Raw genomic sequence first — 17,798 nt, 5'->3', positions numbered from 1 at the left:
CCGGGCAACAGCGTTACAGATAACTACGATTCACTGCACGTTTCAGGAACCATCGCTCATGACACAGACTTTAAGCCAGCTTGAAAACCGTGGCGCCTTCATTGAACGTCACATTGGGCCGGATGCTCAGCAACAGCAGGAGATGCTGAAGACAGTTGGCGCGGATTCATTAAACGCACTGATCGGCCAGATCGTGCCAAAAGACATCCAGCTTGCCACGCCGCCGCAGGTTGGCGAGTCCACAACGGAGTTCGCCGCGCTGGCGGAGCTGAAGGCTATCGCCGGCCTCAACAAGCGCTATAAGTCTTACATCGGCATGGGCTACACCAACGTGCAGTTACCGCCGGTTATCCTGCGCAACATGCTGGAAAACCCGGGCTGGTACACCGCTTATACCCCCTATCAGCCAGAAGTCTCCCAGGGCCGTCTGGAAGCGCTGCTGAACTTCCAGCAGGTGACCCTGGATCTGACCGGCATGGATATCGCTTCCGCCTCTCTGCTGGATGAAGCCACTGCCGCCGCCGAAGCGATGGCGATGGCGAAGCGCGTGAGCAAGCTGAAAAACGCCAACCGCTTCTTCGTAGCGGCAGATGTGCATCCCCAGACGCTGGACGTGGTGCGCACCCGTGCGGAAACCTTCGGCTTTGAGGTGATTGTCGACGACGCTGACAAAGTGCTGGATCACCAGGACGTCTTCGGCGTGCTGTTACAGCAGGTGGGCACCACCGGGGAAGTGCATGATTACAGCGCGCTGATTGCTGAGCTCAAATCCCGTAAGGTGATTGTGAGCGTCGCCGCTGATTTTATGGCGCTGGTGCTGCTGACCGCACCGGGCAAACAGGGCGCGGACATTGTCTTTGGCTCAGCGCAACGCTTCGGCGTGCCGATGGGCTACGGCGGCCCGCACGCTGCATTCTTTGGCGCAAAAGATGAATTTAAACGCTCCATGCCGGGCCGTATTATCGGCGTATCGAAAGATGCCGCCGGTAACACCGCGCTGCGCATGGCGATGCAGACCCGCGAGCAGCATATCCGCCGCGAGAAAGCGAACTCCAACATCTGTACCTCTCAGGTGCTGCTGGCAAACATTGCCAGCCTGTACGCGGTGTTCCATGGTCCGGCTGGGCTGAAACGTATTGCCAGCCGCATCCACCGTCTGGCCGACATTCTGGCCTGCGGCCTGCAACAGAAAGGCCTCAGGCTGCGTCATGAGCACTACTTCGACACCCTGTGCGTCGACGTGGCAGACAAGGCCGCCGTGCTGGCCCGCGCCGAGGCCGCGCAAATCAACCTGCGCAGCGACATTCATCACGCGGTAGGGATCACCCTGGATGAATCGACGACGCGTGACGATATCGCAACGCTGTTTGACGTGCTGCTGGGCGACGCACACGGTCTTGACGTTGATACGCTCGACAAAGAGGTCGCGCTCGACAGCCGCTCCATTCAGGAAAGCATGCTGCGCGACGACGCGATCCTGACTCACCCGGTGTTCAACCGCTACCACAGCGAAACCGAGATGATGCGCTACATGCACTCTCTGGAGCGCAAGGATCTGGCGCTGAACCAGGCGATGATCCCGCTGGGCTCCTGCACCATGAAGCTGAACGCTGCGGCAGAGATGATCCCGATTACCTGGCCTGAGTTCTCCGAGCTGCACCCGTTCTGCCCGGCCGAGCAGGCGGAAGGTTATCACATGATGATCAACCAGCTTTCCGACTGGCTGGTGAAGCTGACCGGGTACGACGCGCTCTGCATGCAGCCGAACTCTGGCGCGCAGGGTGAATACGCCGGTCTGCTGGCGATCCGTCACTATCACGAAAGCCGCAATGAAGGCCACCGTGATATCTGCCTGATCCCAAGCTCTGCCCACGGCACCAACCCGGCCTCAGCACAGATGGCAGGGATGGAAGTGGTGGTCGTGGCATGCGACAAAAACGGCAACATCGATCTGGCCGACCTGCGTGCGAAAGCCGGGCAGGCGGGCGACAAACTTTCGTGCATCATGGTGACCTACCCGTCTACCCACGGCGTGTACGAAGAGACCATCCGTGAAGTGTGTGAAGTGGTGCATCAGTTCGGCGGTCAGGTTTACCTCGACGGCGCGAACATGAACGCCCAGGTGGGCATCACCTCTCCGGGCTTCATTGGCGCGGACGTGTCGCACCTGAACCTGCACAAAACGTTCTGCATTCCACACGGCGGCGGCGGCCCAGGCATGGGGCCAATTGGCGTCAAAGCGCACCTGGCGCCGTTTGTGCCGGGGCACAGCGTGGTGCAGATTGAAGGCATGCTGACCCGTCAGGGCGCGGTCTCTGCGGCCCCGTTCGGCAGCGCCTCTATCCTGCCTATCAGCTGGATGTACATCCGCATGATGGGCGCGGAAGGGTTGAAGCAGGCCAGCCAGGTGGCGATCCTGAACGCCAACTACATCGCAACGCGCCTGAAGGACGCCTATCCGGTGCTCTACACCGGCCGCGACGGTCGCGTGGCGCACGAATGCATCCTCGATATTCGTCCTCTGAAGGACGAGACGGGCATCAGCGAGCTGGATATTGCCAAGCGCCTGATCGACTACGGTTTCCACGCACCAACCATGTCCTTCCCGGTGGCGGGTACGCTGATGGTTGAGCCGACCGAGTCTGAAAGCAAGGTGGAGCTGGACCGCTTTATCGACGCGATGCTGGCCATTCGTAGTGAAATCGACCGCGTGAAGGGCGGTGAGTGGACGCTGGAAGATAACCCGCTGGTTAACGCGCCGCATACCCAGAACGAACTGGTGGCAGAGTGGAATCACGGTTACACCCGCGAGCTGGCCGTCTTCCCGGCGGGCGTGGCAAACAAATACTGGCCGACCGTGAAGCGTCTTGATGACGTCTACGGCGACCGTAACCTGTTCTGCTCCTGCGTACCGATGAGCGAATACCAGTAATTATTTGCCATACTGTAGGCCGGGTAAGCGTAAGCGCCACCCGGCTTTTTTTTATCTGGAGGTTGTGAATGGCAATTGCACTGGTCACCGGCGCCAGCCGCGGCATTGGTAAAGCCACCGCGCTACAGCTGGCAAGCGAAGGCTACACCGTAGCGGTTAATTTTCATCACAACATCACCGCTGCGACGGACGTTATTAATCAGATCGTGGACGCGGGCGGTCAGGCCTTTGCCGTGCGCGCGGATATCAGCGATGAAGCGCAGGTGATGGCGATGTTCGACAGCATCGATCGCGAAGGTGAGCCGCTCGCCGCGCTGGTGAACAACGCCGGAATTCTGTTTGAACAATCCACCCTCGAAAACCTCTCCGCTGAGCGTATTAACCGCGTGCTGGCCACCAACGTCACCGGCTATTTTCTCTGCTGCCGTGAGGCGGTAAAGCGTATGTCGCATAAACACGGCGGCAAGGGCGGCGCGATTGTGAACGTCTCTTCGGCGGCGTCACGCCTGGGCGCGCCCGGGGAATATGTGGATTATGCCGCCTCTAAAGGGGCGGTGGATTCCCTGACGACCGGCCTCGCGCTGGAGGTCGCGGCGCAGGGCATTCGCGTGAACTGCGTGCGGCCTGGCCTGATTTATACCGATATTCACGCCTCCGGCGGCGAGCCGGGGCGTGTGGATCGGGTGAAGTCTCTGTTACCCATGCAGCGTGGCGGACAGCCGGAGGAGGTCGCCCAGGCCATTGCCTGGCTGCTGAGCGACAAGGCCTCCTATGTCACCGGCAGCTTCCTGGAGCTGGCCGGCGGGAAGTAACGCTACGACGCCAGCCACAGCCGCAGGCGCATCCCCCAGCTGCTGGTCCAGCCGGTGGTGATCGACGTCACTTCACCGTGAGAGATCACCACCAGTGTGGGCGTCACCTGAACGTCCCACTGACGCGCCAGCTCTCCGCTGGCGTCGTTGACCGTGGGCATCGCAGCCTTCTTCTTCCTCATCCATGTTTCGAGCGTCGCGTTATCGCCTGAGCGCAGCGCAACCGACATCACGTTACCCCCGTCCGCGGCCAGCGCCGCTACCGACGGCGTGGTGTAGCGGCAGACGCCGCACCACGTCGCCCAGACGTAGACCAGCAGCGGACGCTCCTCACTCATGGCGATAAGATCGACGGTCTCGCCGTCGAGGGTTTGCAGCGTGGTGGATGCGAAGTTCTGCGGCAGCGCGGGCTGGCGGAAAAAGTCCACCGCCAGGCTCACGGCTACGCCAATCAGCAGCCACACGGCCAGCTCGCGCAGCAGGCGCGGAAGCTTACCTGCCACGGGCGTTTGCCAGCTGTTCTTTGACCAGCCCCTCCAGATCGTCATAAGGAATGGCGCCCGCGACCATCTGGTCACCGATGATGGTTGCCGGCGTACCCTGAATATTCAGTACCTGCGCCAGGATCAGGTTCATCTTTAGGCTGTCCATGGTTTTATCATCCGTTTTAATGCCGTCCGTTCCGGTTTTGGCCCGCGCGGCGGCGATGCTGGCGTCATCGTGATAGCCTTTTTTCATCATCAGCCGCTGGTGGAGCGCCCAGAATTTGTCCGGCGTCTGCTGCCACGTCGAGAGCGCCGCCTTAGCGGCATTCACCGAGCTTTGCCCCTTAAACGGCAGCAGTTTAACGATGAGCTGCACGTCGGGATTATCTCGTACGATTTTCTCCAGCATCGGGTCGAACTGCTTGCAGTAAGGGCAGTTGTAATCCGTGAAGGAGACGATGGTGAGCTTCGGCGACGTCGCGCCGGTGCGCGGGCTGGCCGGATCGTTGAACAGCAGCGCCGCCAGCTGGTCATCGGAAGCGTCCTCTGTCGGCGCGGCAAAACTGAACGCCGATAAAGAGAGCAACAGTAAGGCGATAAACGAGCGCATATTATTTTCCTTTCGCATCGGACAGGGTGCTCAGCACCGCTTCACGGCTTAACAGCGGGGGCAGCACGTGGCCCTGCGGTAACCCTGGTCCGTAAATCTGGTTAAACGGTACGGCGGCGCTGCCGCGCGTGGTTAAGAACTGGCTGATGGTATCGGAGGGGCGGCTCCAGTCGCCGCGCAGGGCAATGACGTCCGGGGCGGAGAGCGCATCCTGTACGTCGTCGCGCAGCAGCACGTTGTATTTATTGGCTTTACAGGTCACGCACCAGTCAGCGGTCACGTCGACGAACACCCGTTTGTTCTCTGCCAGCGCCTGGGTGATGGCCTGCTCGCTGAGCGGCTGCCAGTGAATGCGATCGCGTCGGGCCCCCTCGCTGCCGGAGCCGGAAACAAACGCAACCGCCCCGGCCACGACGATGGCAAACGCTCCGGCGCGCAGGGCCGTTTGCCAGCGATAGCGCCAGGCGGTGACCAGCAGCAGCGCAAGGATGAGGAGCACACCCAGCGTGATAACGGGCAGGATGCCGATATGCACCGTCAGCAGGCTCAGCAGCCACAGCGATGAGCCGAGCATCATCATTCCCAGCACGACGCGCACGACGTTCATCCAGCGTCCCGGGCGCGGCAACCGCTGTGCCAGCCCCGGCCAGGCCGCCACCAGCAGCCACGGCAGGCTCATGCCGATGCCCATTGCCAGGAAGATCCCCCACAGCAGAGGAAGCGGCGACGCCAGCGCGACCGATACCGCAGTGCCCAGGAACGGCGCGGTGCAGGGCGTTGCCAGCAGCGTCGCAAACGCGCCCTGCCAGAAATGGCCTGCCAGGCCGTTTCCTCCGCGCGTGGCGAGGAACGTGCTGGCTCCGGAAGGGAGGCGGATTTCAAACAGCCCCAGCAGGCTGGCGCTGAAAAGCACCATCACCAGCGCCATCGCGCCAATAAACCACGGATTCTGGAACTGGATCCCCCAGCCAAGCGCCTGATTGCCTAAGCGTAAAACCGTCATCATCAGCGCCAGCGCGAGGAACGACATCACGATCCCGGACACCGAAGCAAGAAACTGCCTGCGCACCTGACCGCGCGCCTGCCGTTCGGTTTGCATCAGCGTACCCAGCTTCATGGCCAGCACCGGTAGCACGCAGGGCATAACGTTGAGGATCAGGCCACCAGCCAGCGCCATCAGCAGCACCCAGCCTAACGAGAACGCGGGGGCGGCGCTGCCCGGCTGGATCTCCACGCGGGACTCCTGCGCCTGGCCGCTGTCGGCGAGCACCAGCGACAGGGTTTTCCCGCTGAGGCTGGGCGCGGCCTCGCCCCAGCTGTCCGTCACGGGCACGGTGGCCACCAGCGAATCACCGCGTACGGCGAGGGTCGGTTTGCCGAAATCCACGTCGTCCATGCCGTCGATAAACAGCGACGGCGCCTGCCAGCCAGCCTCACGCTGCGCCGTTACGGTCAGCTTGCCGGGGGCGTAGGTGGCGTTAAGCGTTGAGGTCAACCCGCCGCTGAGCGGAAGAGTGCCCATGGCCCGACTGAAATCGTAATCAAAACCGGCGCCTGCGGATGCGGTCATGTTCAGCGAAAACGGGTAGTCAGTAAGAATACAGACGTTGCTACAGGTGGAGAGCGTCAGCACGCCGCTCAGGATCTTCGGGACGTCGCCTCGCAGGGTGATGGGAAAGCTCACATCGCCGTGATAGCCCTGCGTGGTGATGCCCGCGACGTCGAAACGCTGCGGCGTAGGCCAGCGCCAGATCGCCTCAACGGGTTGATGCCAGGTAATGGCGGGTGCGACGCCGCCTTCGCCCGGCGAGCGCCAGTAGGTTTTCCACCCTTTTTGCAGGGCGACGTCCAGCAGCAGGCGGGTTTCGCCAGTGCTTTCGGGTTGCGCACGCAGCCTGACGCTGGCGTGCTGATTATCGGCGGCGCGCAGCCAGCCGCTGTCGGCAGCCTGGCTGAGGGGCAGCCATAGCCAAAGCAGGCAGACCAGCAGTCGCCTGAATACAGTAAACATAAATTTTCTCCGTAAATGATAAATTAACCTGAAGTGACAGGCGAAGACTCATTCACGGAAGACGCATAATCGCAGATGCACCCGTAACCGGGGCGGGGAGATAACGCGGGGAGGCCACTGCCGCTCGCGGCGCGGCGGAATGGCTGCCAGTAACGCCAGCAGCAGGGTAACGGCAAACAGGGCGCCTTCAAACAACACCGGCGGGACCGACATCAGCGATTTGGCGCTAAGCTCACACGGGGTGACCGGTGCGTCGGAACTTTCCTGCCCCTGCTGGACAGACTGGCTTACGGCGGTGACGTTCATGACAAGCGCGTGCATCCCGGCCATCCGCTGGGCGGTGCATATCAGCACCACCAGGCAGGCCAGGGCTACAAGCAGGATAGCGTTGCGTTGTCGCTTAATCATGTTCGCCTCTAATATTCAGGACGCCTATATTATCGGGCGAACATCTTTTGGCAACGCAAATGCTGTAAAGAAGTGTCTGGAAGATAAGCGGTTTGCCCTCTCCGGTTGCAGAGAGGGCGAGCGATTACAGCGTTTCGCCGTTGCTGGCAATGACGGTTTTATACCACTCGAAGCTCTTTTTGCGGGAGCGGGACATGTCGCCTGTGCCGTCGTCGTGCTTGTTAACGTAGATAAAGCCGTAGCGCTTGCTGTACTGGCCAGTGGTGAAGGAGACGCAGTCGATGCAGCCCCACGGGGTGTAGCCCATCAGATCCACGCCGTCCCAGGTCACGGCCTTCATCATCTCTTCCACGTGGGCGCGCAGGTAGTCGATGCGGTAGTCATCGTTGATGCTGCCGTCTGCTTCCACTTTGTCGTAGGCACCGAAACCATTTTCTACGATAAACAGCGGCTTCTGGTAGCGCTCGTACAGCTCGCACAGCGAATAGCGCAGGCCCACAGGATCAATCTGCCAGCCCCAGTCGGACGCCTTCACGTGCGGGTTCGGCACGCTGCCCTCGAAGCCGGAAATGGCGTCGCCGGTGCCGCCTTCCGCTTTGACCGCGTTGGTCATGTAGTAGCTGAAACCTAAGTAGTCGCAGGTGCCTTCACGCAGGATTTGCTCGTCGCCCGCTTCCATTTTGATGGAGAAGCCACGGCGCTCCCACTCGTTCAGCACGTAAGACGGGTAGTAGCCGCGCAGCTGAACGTCGGTAAAGACGTAGCGCTCGCGCATGGATTCCTGGGCGAACATCACATCTTCTGGCTTGCAGGAGTAAGGATAGAGCGCCACCATCGCCAGCATGCAGCCGACCTTCATCTCCGGGTTAATGCGGCGTGCGGCCTTCACCGCCAGCGCGCTGGCCACGAACTGGTGGTGCAGCACCTGGTACATGGTCTCTTCGGGGTTATCATGCTCGGTATACACCACGCCGGAGCAGCAGTAGCCGAACAGCGGCGCGCGCCAGTTGCGCTGGTTGTTGATTTCGTTGAAGGTCATCCAGTATTTGACCTTATTTTTGTAGCGCTCAAACACCACTTCCGAGAAGCGCACGAAGAAATCCACCACTTTACGGTTGGTCCAGCCGCCGTATTCCTGAACGAGGTGCAGCGGCATTTCAAAGTGGGAGAGGGTGATCACCGGCTCGATGTTGTACTTCAGCAGCTCGTCGAACATGTCGTCGTAGAACTTCAGCCCCTCTTCGTTTGGCTGAGCTTCATCCCCTTTCGGGAAGATGCGTGTCCAGGCGATGGAGGTACGGAAGCATTTGAAGCCCATCTCGGCAAACAGCTTGATGTCTTCTTTGTAATGGCCGTAGAAGTCGACGGCCTCGTGGTTCGGGTAATATTTGCCTTCAATCACTTCCTGAGTGATTTCACGCGGAACGCCGTGGGCGCCGCCGGTGAGGACGTCGCAGATGCTGGGGCCTTTGCCGCCTTTGTTCCAGCCGCCTTCAACCTGGTGCGCCGCCACCGCGCCGCCCCATAAAAAATCTTTCGGTAAGGTGAGTTTTTTCATCTTTGCTATTCTCAATTCAGGACTTATTGATTTCGAGTCTAGCAAAGCGGAATTAAATGTCACGATATAACAATTTGCGGAAATTGTAATTTGTCACATCAAAAAAACAGGGTGTTTTATTCTGTTAATTTCTTCGCCAGCTTCCGGCCTAATGATTCCAGAATATAGATCACAGGAATTTGGGTGGTGATATCGTAAACGCCGCCGATTCGCGTTTGCGGAACGTGCCAGGAGAGATTGAAGTCTGCCAGCTTCGCGAGACGAGAGTGTTCATGGCTGGTAATGGAGAGCACCTTGCAGCGGTGCAGGCTGAACTGGCTGGCAAAGCGTAAGATCTCTTCGGTTTCGCCGGAGACGGAGAGCACAATAGCCAGCGCATTTTTAGCCATATCGTTCGTGACCGGGAAATAGGGATCGTCAATATGGTTGCTGAATTTGCCGATATTTGAAAAGAAACGTGCGCCATATTTTGCCAGCGATCCGGACGTGCCTGCGCCGACGAAAATAATTCGCTCGGAGGATAAAATAATATCGACGGCCTCATCTAATAACGTATCGAACTCTTCGTTATTTACGCTTTTAAAGAAGCTGATAATTTCGCTGGCGCCAAAATTTGCCTGCTGCGGCTCGTTCTGCTCCAGGTAGAGCTTAAAGCGCACGCGGAACTCAGAGTAGCCATCGCAGTTGAGCTTGCGGCAAAAGCGCAGGATGGTGGTAGTGGAAACGCCCGCCGCATCCGCCAGTTCGCGGATGGTCATGTACATCACTTTGTCACGGTTCTTAATGACGTAGTTGTAGACCATCATTTCCAGATTGTTGAGGCTGGCAATGGCGGAATGGGTGAACATACTCACAATGGCTAAACTCGCTGTCGGACACTATCCCTGAATCATACCATGTCGCCCGGCGGCGGGAGACGGTTTTATCTCATTGATTACTCAGGTGTTAATGAAATTATTTACATCTGTACGGCGGATTGTTTTTTCATTTCATTGAATTGTAAGGATAAATCTTTATTGTGGATTTATTTTAGCTAACAGGTGTTCACTGGAATCATTCTCAGTTAGCATAGACTGGCGATGAATAATCATCTTTTGTTTTCCCGGAGTTAAGTATGGTGAGCAGACCATTAATCGCACAGGGATATTCGCTGGCTGAGGAAGTAGCCAACAGTATAAGCCATGGCATTGGCCTGGTGTTTGGGATTGTCGGTTTAGTATTGCTGCTGGTGCAGGCGGTGGATTCCAACGCCAGCGCGATGGCCATCACCAGCTACAGCCTCTATGGCGGGAGTATGATCCTGCTATTTCTGGCCTCAACGCTGTATCACGCTATTCCGCACCAGCGGGCGAAGATATGGCTCAAGAAATTTGACCACTGCGCTATCTATCTTCTTATTGCAGGCACCTACACGCCGTTTTTGCTGGTGGGGCTCAACTCACCGCTGTCGCGTGGCCTGATGATTGTGATCTGGAGCCTGGCGCTGCTGGGGATCCTGTTCAAGCTGACCATCGCGCACCGGTTCAAAGTGCTGTCGCTGGTCACCTATCTGACAATGGGCTGGCTCTCGCTGATTGTGGTGTATCAGTTAGCCATTAAGCTTGCGGTCGGGGGCGTGACGCTGCTGGCGGTGGGCGGTGTGGTCTACTCGCTGGGCGTGATTTTCTACGTTTGTAAGCGCATCCCGTACAACCATGCGATCTGGCACGGCTTTGTGCTGGGCGGCAGCGTGTGCCACTTCCTGGCAATTTATTTGTATGTGGGGCAGGTGTAGTTTGTTGTCGGGTGGCGGCTTCGCCTTACCCGACCTACGGGATCTGTAGGCCCGGTAAGCGCAGCGCCACCGGGCGCTATTACTTCACTCTTCCAGTGAATACGGCAGCGGCTCAATGCTGAGCGTGTTCGCATCATCCCGCACGCGGAATATGCTGTCGGGCTCCATATCATTATTCATGACAACCTGCACCAGCAGGCGGCCATCATCGAGCTGTACGGCGGCTAACACGGTGCCGGTACGACGCCAGTTTTCGCCCATCTTCATCTCGAGATCTTCACCCGCTTCCGGCACGCGGCTGGCGTGGCCTGCGAGCGTCCACAGGGCACGTTTGTTCGCGCCGCGGAATTTCGCCCGCGCCACCATCTCCTGACCGGTGTAGCAGCCTTTCTTAAAGCTGATACCGCCCAGCGCCTGGATGTTGGTCGCCTGCGGGATAAACTGCGCGCTGTTTGCCGCGTCAATCACCGGCAGGCCCGCTTCGATGTTCAGCGCCAGCCACTGCTGGCTGTTGTTGAGCTGTGCTTCACCGCGAAGGGCCTCGGTGACACGTTCCGCCGTTGCCACGTCTGTTACCAGCAGGAAGCGCTCCGCCGGGTGCTCGAACCACAGAATGGAGGTGGCTCCCTCGCTGACCAGCTGTTTTTCGGCATCCGGTAGCTCGGCAAACAGGTTTTTCAGCGCTGCACGCGCCTGGAAACCCGCAACCCCCAGCAGGACGTGTTCATCGTCCGGGGCGATAGTGACTTTAGAAAAGACTGCATATTTTTTCAGCTCTTTGAGCTGGGCGTCACGCAGGCTGCGACGCTCAATGAAGGCAAACCCGTCCTGACGGCGGAACAGACGCAGGTTGCTCCACATTTTGCCTTTTGGATCGCAATGGGCGACCAGCAGATGCTGGTGTTCAGTCAACTGCGCTACGTCCGCTGTGACCTGGCCTTGCAGGTATTTTTCGCTGTCCGCACCGGTCAGTGTCGCCAGTGCCCAGTCATCAAGAGTAATCAGCGTCAGCGGCAGACGCGCAGAGGCGGCGGGCTGGCGAGGAGAAAATGGTGTAAATGCCATAGTGATGTCCTGAATTGCTTAACGCTTTGATAATACCTAATGGTAAAAGAGACTGTATTCATTGCAAGCGCTTTCAGCAGGCCATTCGTGCCATTACCTGGTTATGCGTAGCGCTACGCAAAATAGTGTAATCCACTGTGTTAATAGGGATTATTCTGGAAGCCTGCTCGTAGTTCGCAATATTCCAGTAAAGAAACGGTCAAAAACACGTTACACTACCAGGTGTCCCGGAAAGCAATAATGAATACCGAACGGGATACCGACTGTGCCAAACGTAATGCAGGAAACAGAACATGGATATTAACAACAAGGCCCGTATTCACTGGGCGTGCCGTCGCGGCATGCGTGAACTTGATATCTCCATCATGCCTTTCTTTGAGTATGAGTACGACAGCTTAAGCGATGACGATAAGCGTCTGTTTGTTCGCCTGCTTGAGTCTGACGATCCGGATTTATTCAACTGGCTGATGAATCACGGCAAGCCCGCCGACACCGAGTTGCAACGGATGGTGCAATTAATTCAAACACGGAATCAGGAACGTGGTCCTGTGGCAATCTGATCTTCGCGTCTCGTGGCGCTCACAGTGGATGTCGTTACTGCTCCACGGACTGGTCGCGGCATTGGTGTTACTGGTGCCGTGGCCGCTTAGCTACACCCCTCTGTGGTTGCTTTTGCTGTCGTTTGTGGTGTTTGACAGCGTGCGAAGCCAGCGTCGAATCAACGCCCGTCAGGGTGAAATTAAGCTGCTGATGGATTCTCGCCTGCGCTGGCAGGGAAAAGAGTGGGAGATGATAGGGACGCCGTGGATGCTCAATACCGGGATGATGCTACGGCTGCGTCGGGTTGAGGACAATCGACGCCAGCACCTGTGGCTGGCAGCAGACAGTATGGATGCCGCGGAGTGGCGGGATCTGCGCCGACTCATCGTGCAACAGCCGACGCAGGAGTAAATCAGCTAAACTGCTCGGCCATCTCACCCAGAATTTGCTCGCACCAGGTCTGGAGGCGCTCGTCGCTGAGATCGTACTGGTTGGTTTCATCCAGCGCGAGCCCGACAAACAGCTGGCCGTCGGCAATGACGGGTTTTGGGCTGGTGAACTCATAGCCTTCCGTAGGCCAGTAGCCGATAAACGTCGCGCCCTTTGGCGCCAGTTTGTCATGCAGCATGCCGAGCGCGTCGAGGAACCACTCCCCGTAGCCCAGCTGGTCGCCCATGCCGTACATCGCAATGATTTTGCCCTCGAAATTGACCGTATCGAGCCTATCCCAGATGGCTTCCCAGTCTTCCTGAATCTCACCAAAGTCCCAGGTTGGGATGCCCAGGATCAGCACATCGTACTGCTCCATCAAGGCGACCGAGTCATCTTTAAGGTTATGCAACGTCACCAGTTCCGGGCCAATGATGTCGCGAATTTTCTCCGCCGCCATTTCGGTGTAGCAGGTGCTGGAACCATAGAACAGACCAATATTCATCGCGTAACAATCTCAATTCTTGCTATGACTTTGCGCGTAGTGTACCAGAAACCGATGGCAATCAGGCATAATGGCTGGATTGCAGAACCAAAGGGGCTGATGTGGAAAAGGATCTCGCACTCATCGAACAGTTTCTCGACGCGCTGTGGCTGGAAAAAAACCTCGCTGAAAATACGCTCAGCGCCTACCGCCGGGATCTTACCCTGCTGGTGGAGTGGCTGGCGCACCGGGGGCTGACGCTTGAAAGCGCGCAAAGCGATGACCTGCAAGGGTTACTGGCCGAGCGGATGGAAGGGGGGTACAAAGCCACCAGCTCCGCGCGTCTGCTGAGCGCCATGCGCCGCCTGTTCCAGCACCTTTATCGCGAGAAGATCCGCGCGGACGATCCCAGCGCACTGCTGGCATCGCCTAAACTGCCTCAGCGGCTGCCAAAAGATCTCAGCGAAGCACAAGTTGAGAGATTATTACAGTCGCCCGCAGTTGACCTTCCGCTGGAGTTACGCGATAAAGCCATGCTTGAACTATTGTATGCCACGGGCCTGCGTGTTTCCGAACTGGTTGGCCTGACGATGAGCGATATCAGCCTGCGTCAGGGCGTGGTGCGCGTCATCGGTAAAGGGAATAAAGAACGGCTGGTGCCGCTGGGTGAAGAGGCGGTCTACTGGCTGGAGACGTATCTGGAACACGGGCGTCCGTGGCTGCTGAACGGCGTTTCCATTGATGTATTATTCCCGAGCCAGCGCGCGCAGCAGATGACGCGACAAACGTTCTGGCATCGCATTAAACATTACGCCACACTGGCGGGTATTGACAGTGAAAAGCTGTCGCCGCACGTTTTGCGTCACGCCTTCGCGACGCATCTGTTAAACCACGGCGCTGATTTACGCGTGGTGCAGATGTTGCTTGGACATAGCGATCTTTCAACGACGCAGATTTACACCCATGTCGCGACGGAACGCCTGCGGCAGCTACACCAACAGCACCACCCTCGCGCGTGAGTGCCGACGAATTGTTACAGGATCATATATGAAAAAGTCTTTAGCGCTGTTCACCCTGCTGGCAGCTTCAGTTTCCGGATTTGCCCATGCGGACGATGCCGCCATTAAACAGTCTCTGACGAAACTCGGCGTCGCCAGCAGCGAGATCCAGCCATCGCCGGTGGCTGGCATGAAAACGGTGCTGACCAACAGCGGCGTGCTGTACGTGACCGAAGACGGTAAGCACATTATTCAGGGGCCAATGTACGACGTGAGTGGCGCACAGCCGGTGAACGTCACTAACCAGCTGCTGATGAAAAACCTGAACGCGCTCGAAAAAGAGATGATCGTCTACAAAGCGGCGCAGGAAAAACACGTCATTACCGTCTTCACTGACATCACCTGCGGCTACTGCCACAAGCTGCATGAAGAGATGAAAGACTACAACGCGCTGGGCATTACCGTGCGTTACCTGGCCTTCCCACGCGCCGGCGTGCAGAGCCAGCCCGAGCAGGATATGAAGGCGATCTGGTGTGCGAAAGACCGCAATAAGGCCTTTGATGACGCGATGAACGGCAAAGGCGTGAAGCCTGCGTCCTGCGATATCGACATTGCTAACCACTACGCGCTGGGCGTCCAGTTTGGCGTGAGCGGAACGCCAGCCATTGTCCTGAGCAACGGTTACGTGGTGCCGGGCTATCAGGGTCCAAAAGAGATGAAAGCGTTCCTCGACGCGCATCAGAAACAGACGGGCGGTAAGTAATTCGCGTGAAAGCCCCGATAAAATTGCGCCGCCGTGAAGCGGTTGATACGGCCGATTTACCCGCCGACCTTCCTCCGCTGCTAAAGCGGCTGTATGCCAGCCGCGGGGTGAGAACGGCAAGCGATCTTGAGCGCAGCGTCAAAGGCATGCTGCCCTGGCAGGCGCTGAGCGGCATCGAAAAAGCGACCGACATGCTCTACGACGCGTTCCGTGAAGGGACGCGGATTGTCGTGGTGGGCGATTTCGATGCCGACGGCGCAACCAGCACCGCGCTGAGCGTGCTCAGCCTGCGTGCCCTGGGCTGCGATAACGTGACTTATCTGGTGCCGAACCGGTTTGAAGATGGCTACGGCCTCAGCCCGGAAGTGGTCGATCAGGCCCACGCCCGTGGCGCACAGATGATCATGACCGTGGATAACGGGATCTCCTCTCATGCGGGGGTCGATCATGCCCATGCGCTGGGGATCCCGGTACTGGTCACCGATCACCACCTGCCAGGAGAAACCCTGCCGGCCGCCGAAGCCATCATTAACCCCAACCTGCGCGACTGTGATTTCCCGTCGAAATCGCTGGCCGGGGTAGGGGTGGCGTTTTATCTGATGCTGGCGCTGCGCACGTTGCTGCGCGATAAGGGCTGGTTTGAGTCGCGCGGGATAGCTGTGCCGAACCTGGCGGAATATCTCGATCTGGTGGCGCTGGGAACCGTGGCGGACGTGGTGCCGCTCGATACCAATAACCGGATTCTCACCTGGCAGGGCTTAAGCCGTATTCGCGCAGGTAAATGCCGTCCGGGGATCAAGGCGCTGTTGGAAATTGCCAACCGCGATCCGCTTAAGCTCGCGGCCAGCGATTTGGGCTTTGCCCTCGGCCCGCGCCTGAACGCGGCGGGGCGGCTGGACGATATGTCCGTTGGCGTCGCGCTGCTGCTGTGCGACAACATCGGCGAAGCACGCGTGCTGGCCAACGAGCTGGACGCGCTCAACCAGACCCGTAAAGAGATTGAGCAGGGGATGCAGGCCGAAGCGCTGACCCTGTGCGAAAAGCTGGAGCGCAGCGGCGATACCCTGCCGGGCGGGCTGGCGATGTATCACCCTGAATGGCACCAGGGCGTGGTGGGCATTCTGGCCTCTCGCATCAAGGAGCGCTTCCACCGTCCGGTGATCGCGTTTGCGCCTGCCGGGGACGGCACGCTGAAAGGCTCCGGACGCTCGATTCCGGGGCTGCACATGCGCGACGCGCTGGAGCGTCTCGACACGCTCCATCCGAACCTGATGATTAAGTTCGGCGGCCACGCAATGGCCGCGGGCCTGTCGCTCGAAGAGGTGAAGTTCGACGAATTCCAGCGTCTGTTTGGCGAACTGGTCACCGACTGGATCGATCCGTCGCTGTTGCAGGGGGAAGTGGTTTCTGACGGTGAGCTTTCCCCGGCTGAAATGACCATGGACGTGGCGCAGATGCTGCGCGATGCGGGCCCCTGGGGGCAGATGTTCCCGGAGCCGCTTTTCGACGGGCGTTTTCGTTTGCTGCAACAGCGTATTGTTGGCGAACGCCACCTCAAAGTGATGGTGGAACCGGTCGGCGGCGGGCCGCTGCTGGACGGCATTGCGTTTAACGTTGATACCTCCATCTGGCCGGACAACGGCGTGCGCGAGGTTGAGCTGGCCTATAAGCTGGATATTAACGAGTTTCGCGGTAACCGCTCCCTTCAGATCATCATCGACAATATCTGGCCAATTTAGCGTCAGTAATCTCTATAAAAAAGGGCGTGGATTCGGTACAATCCCGCTCTTATCACCGCATTTTGACAAGCTCATAAAAGAAAACAGACCATGTTTGAAATTAATCCGGTAAAAAACCGCATTCAGGACCTCACGGAGCGCTCTGACGTTCTTAGGGGGTATCTTTGACTACGATGCCAAGAAAGAGCGTCTCGAAGAAGTAAACGCCGAGCTGGAACAGCCGGACGTCTGGAACGAACCTGAACGCGCTCAGGCGCTGGGTAAAGAGCGTTCCTCCCTCGAAGCTATCGTAGATACGCTGGATCAGATGTCGCAGGGTCTGGAAGATGTTTCTGGGCTGCTGGAGCTGGCCGTCGAAGCCGACGACGAAGAAACCTTTAACGAAGCCGTGGCAGAACTCGACGTGCTGGAAGAGAAGCTGGCGCAGCTGGAATTCCGTCGTATGTTCTCCGGCGAATATGACAGCGCGGACTGCTATCTCGATATTCAGGCAGGTTCTGGCGGTACCGAAGCGCAGGACTGGGCCAGCATGCTGATGCGTATGTATCTGCGCTGGGCGGAAGCGCGCGGTTTCAAAACCGAGATTATCGAAGAGTCTGAAGGTGAAGTTGCCGGCATTAAGTCCGTCACCATCAAGATCATCGGTGACTACGCCTACGGCTGGCTGCGTACTGAAACCGGCGTTCACCGCCTGGTGCGTAAGAGTCCGTTTGACTCCGGTGGCCGTCGCCACACCTCCTTCAGCTCCGCGTTTGTCTACCCGGAAGTGGATGAAGATATCGATATCGACATCAACCCGGCGGACCTGCGTATTGACGTGTACCGCGCATCCGGCGCGGGTGGTCAGCACGTTAACCGTACGGAATCGGCGGTGCGTATTACTCACATTCCAACCGGGCTGGTCACACAGTGCCAGAACGACCGTTCCCAGCATAAGAACAAAGACCAGGCCATGAAGCAGATGAAAGCGAAGCTTTATGAACTGGAGATGCAGAAGAAAAATGCTGAGAAACAGGCGATGGAAGACAACAAGTCCGACATCGGCTGGGGCAGCCAGATCCGTTCTTACGTCCTTGATGACTCCCGCATCAAAGACCTGCGTACCGGGGTTGAAACCCGTAACACGCAGGCGGTGCTGGACGGCAGCCTGGACCAATTTATCGAAGCAAGTTTGAAAGCAGGGTTATGAG

At 58.2% G+C, this 17,798-nt stretch carries 17 protein-coding genes; 9 read left to right on the top strand and 8 right to left on the bottom strand.

Translation table 11 applies throughout. The features are described 5' to 3' along the window. Positions 1–58: 58 nt before the first annotated feature. Both gcvP and INF58_RS03025 read left to right on the top strand, forming a co-directional pair. On the top strand, positions 59–2,932 hold the full coding sequence (gene gcvP, locus INF58_RS03030) for an aminomethyl-transferring glycine dehydrogenase (RefSeq protein ID WP_193526972.1): 2,874 nt from the start codon (positions 59–61) through the stop codon (positions 2,930–2,932). Positions 2,933–3,000: 68 nt separating this feature from the next. Next, positions 3,001–3,744, top strand: a complete 744-nt coding sequence (locus INF58_RS03025) for an SDR family oxidoreductase (RefSeq protein ID WP_063451995.1) — start codon at positions 3,001–3,003, stop codon at positions 3,742–3,744. A gap of 2 nt (positions 3,745–3,746) precedes the next feature. Here the strand turns inward: INF58_RS03025 and INF58_RS03020 are convergent, their stop codons facing one another. From INF58_RS03020 to INF58_RS02995, 6 genes are all read right to left on the bottom strand, one after another. After that, positions 3,747–4,247, bottom strand: a complete 501-nt coding sequence (locus INF58_RS03020) for a protein disulfide oxidoreductase (protein WP_193526971.1) — start codon at positions 4,245–4,247, stop codon at positions 3,747–3,749. After that, positions 4,237–4,839, bottom strand: a complete 603-nt coding sequence (locus tag INF58_RS03015; protein WP_193526970.1) for a DsbA family protein — start codon at positions 4,837–4,839, stop codon at positions 4,237–4,239. Before INF58_RS03015 ends, INF58_RS03020 begins: the two co-directional genes overlap by 11 nt. Before the next feature lies 1 nt (position 4,840). Further along, positions 4,841–6,850, bottom strand: coding sequence for a protein-disulfide reductase DsbD (locus tag INF58_RS03010; RefSeq protein ID WP_193526969.1), 2,010 nt, complete (start codon positions 6,848–6,850; stop codon positions 4,841–4,843). Between the two features lie 48 nt (positions 6,851–6,898). Beyond that, positions 6,899–7,258, bottom strand: a complete 360-nt coding sequence (locus tag INF58_RS03005) for a hypothetical protein (RefSeq protein WP_063451991.1) — start codon at positions 7,256–7,258, stop codon at positions 6,899–6,901. Between the two features lie 124 nt (positions 7,259–7,382). Further along, a complete protein-coding gene (gene bglA / locus INF58_RS03000) occupies positions 7,383–8,816 on the bottom strand; it encodes a 6-phospho-beta-glucosidase BglA (protein WP_063867889.1) in 1,434 nt (477 codons plus the stop codon). A 116-nt stretch (positions 8,817–8,932) separates the two neighbouring features. Next, positions 8,933–9,664 carry a MurR/RpiR family transcriptional regulator gene (locus tag INF58_RS02995; protein WP_063451989.1) on the bottom strand — a complete coding sequence of 244 codons (732 nt, stop codon included), beginning with the start codon at positions 9,662–9,664 and terminating at the stop codon, positions 8,933–8,935. A gap of 266 nt (positions 9,665–9,930) precedes the next feature. On the opposite strand from INF58_RS02995, the gene INF58_RS02990 reads away from it, so the two are divergent. Beyond that, positions 9,931–10,590, top strand: coding sequence for a hemolysin III family protein (locus tag INF58_RS02990; RefSeq protein ID WP_047729440.1), 660 nt, complete (start codon positions 9,931–9,933; stop codon positions 10,588–10,590). A gap of 84 nt (positions 10,591–10,674) precedes the next feature. Here INF58_RS02990 and ygfZ read toward each other — a convergent pair whose 3' ends face one another. Continuing rightward, entirely contained in the window at positions 10,675–11,655 is a 981-nt protein-coding gene (ygfZ, locus tag INF58_RS02985; protein ID WP_193526968.1) for a tRNA-modifying protein YgfZ, read from the bottom strand. Positions 11,656–11,948: 293 nt separating this feature from the next. Between ygfZ and sdhE the strand changes: the two genes are divergently transcribed. Together sdhE and INF58_RS02975 are read left to right on the top strand one after the other, a co-directional pair. After that, entirely contained in the window at positions 11,949–12,215 is a 267-nt protein-coding gene (gene sdhE / locus INF58_RS02980) for an FAD assembly factor SdhE (protein WP_003863437.1), read from the top strand. After that, on the top strand, positions 12,196–12,606 hold the full coding sequence (locus INF58_RS02975) for a protein YgfX (protein WP_063451987.1): 411 nt from the start codon (positions 12,196–12,198) through the stop codon (positions 12,604–12,606). The genes sdhE and INF58_RS02975 overlap by 20 nt, the downstream gene beginning before the upstream one ends. A 1-nt stretch (position 12,607) precedes the next feature. Here INF58_RS02975 and fldB read toward each other — a convergent pair whose 3' ends face one another. After that, complete coding sequence (gene fldB, locus INF58_RS02970) at positions 12,608–13,129, bottom strand: flavodoxin FldB (RefSeq protein ID WP_063451986.1); 522 nt, start codon at positions 13,127–13,129, stop codon at positions 12,608–12,610. Between the two features lie 101 nt (positions 13,130–13,230). Between fldB and xerD the strand changes: the two genes are divergently transcribed. From xerD to prfB, 4 genes are all read left to right on the top strand, one after another. Further along, a complete protein-coding gene (gene xerD, locus INF58_RS02965; RefSeq protein ID WP_003863442.1) occupies positions 13,231–14,127 on the top strand; it encodes a site-specific tyrosine recombinase XerD in 897 nt (298 codons plus the stop codon). Positions 14,128–14,155: 28 nt separating this feature from the next. Further along, entirely contained in the window at positions 14,156–14,869 is a 714-nt protein-coding gene (gene dsbC, locus INF58_RS02960) for a bifunctional protein-disulfide isomerase/oxidoreductase DsbC (RefSeq protein WP_063451984.1), read from the top strand. A gap of 5 nt (positions 14,870–14,874) precedes the next feature. Further along, on the top strand, positions 14,875–16,608 hold the full coding sequence (gene recJ, locus INF58_RS02955; RefSeq protein WP_193526967.1) for a single-stranded-DNA-specific exonuclease RecJ: 1,734 nt from the start codon (positions 14,875–14,877) through the stop codon (positions 16,606–16,608). Positions 16,609–16,698: 90 nt separating this feature from the next. Beyond that, positions 16,699–17,797 (top strand): peptide chain release factor 2 gene (gene prfB, locus INF58_RS02950; RefSeq protein WP_102750013.1). Its coding sequence is split into 2 segments (ribosomal slippage): positions 16,699–16,773 and positions 16,775–17,797, totalling 1,098 coding nucleotides; the frame shifts between segments, so codons are not numbered across the junction. Position 17,798: the final 1 nt, after the last annotated feature.

It is taken from the genome of Enterobacter cloacae complex sp. P24RS, assembly GCF_014982165.1.
GTDB lineage: Bacteria > Pseudomonadota > Gammaproteobacteria > Enterobacterales > Enterobacteriaceae > Enterobacter > Enterobacter quasihormaechei.
The sequence above is the reverse complement of the archived record's forward strand: the minus strand, read 5'-3'. Positions and strand labels throughout refer to the sequence as shown.

Bases quoted from the DNA above. Each gene is read 5' to 3' on its own strand.
- gcvP (WP_193526972.1), top strand. From the start codon at position 59: ATGACACAGACTTTAAGCCAGCTTGAAAACCGTGGCGCCTTCATTGAA.
- INF58_RS03025 (WP_063451995.1), top strand. From the start codon at position 3,001: ATGGCAATTGCACTGGTCACCGGCGCCAGCCGCGGCATTGGTAAAGCC.
- INF58_RS03015 (WP_193526970.1), bottom strand. From the start codon at position 4,839: ATGCGCTCGTTTATCGCCTTACTGTTGCTCTCTTTATCGGCGTTCAGT.
- INF58_RS03010 (WP_193526969.1), bottom strand. From the start codon at position 6,850: ATGTTTACTGTATTCAGGCGACTGCTGGTCTGCCTGCTTTGGCTATGG.
- INF58_RS03005 (WP_063451991.1), bottom strand. From the start codon at position 7,258: ATGATTAAGCGACAACGCAACGCTATCCTGCTTGTAGCCCTGGCCTGC.
- bglA (WP_063867889.1), bottom strand. From the start codon at position 8,816: ATGAAAAAACTCACCTTACCGAAAGATTTTTTATGGGGCGGCGCGGTG.
- INF58_RS02995 (WP_063451989.1), bottom strand. From the start codon at position 9,664: ATGTTCACCCATTCCGCCATTGCCAGCCTCAACAATCTGGAAATGATG.
- INF58_RS02990 (WP_047729440.1), top strand. From the start codon at position 9,931: ATGGTGAGCAGACCATTAATCGCACAGGGATATTCGCTGGCTGAGGAA.
- ygfZ (WP_193526968.1), bottom strand. From the start codon at position 11,655: ATGGCATTTACACCATTTTCTCCTCGCCAGCCCGCCGCCTCTGCGCGT.
- sdhE (WP_003863437.1), top strand. From the start codon at position 11,949: ATGGATATTAACAACAAGGCCCGTATTCACTGGGCGTGCCGTCGCGGC.
- fldB (WP_063451986.1), bottom strand. From the start codon at position 13,129: ATGAATATTGGTCTGTTCTATGGTTCCAGCACCTGCTACACCGAAATG.
- dsbC (WP_063451984.1), top strand. From the start codon at position 14,156: ATGAAAAAGTCTTTAGCGCTGTTCACCCTGCTGGCAGCTTCAGTTTCC.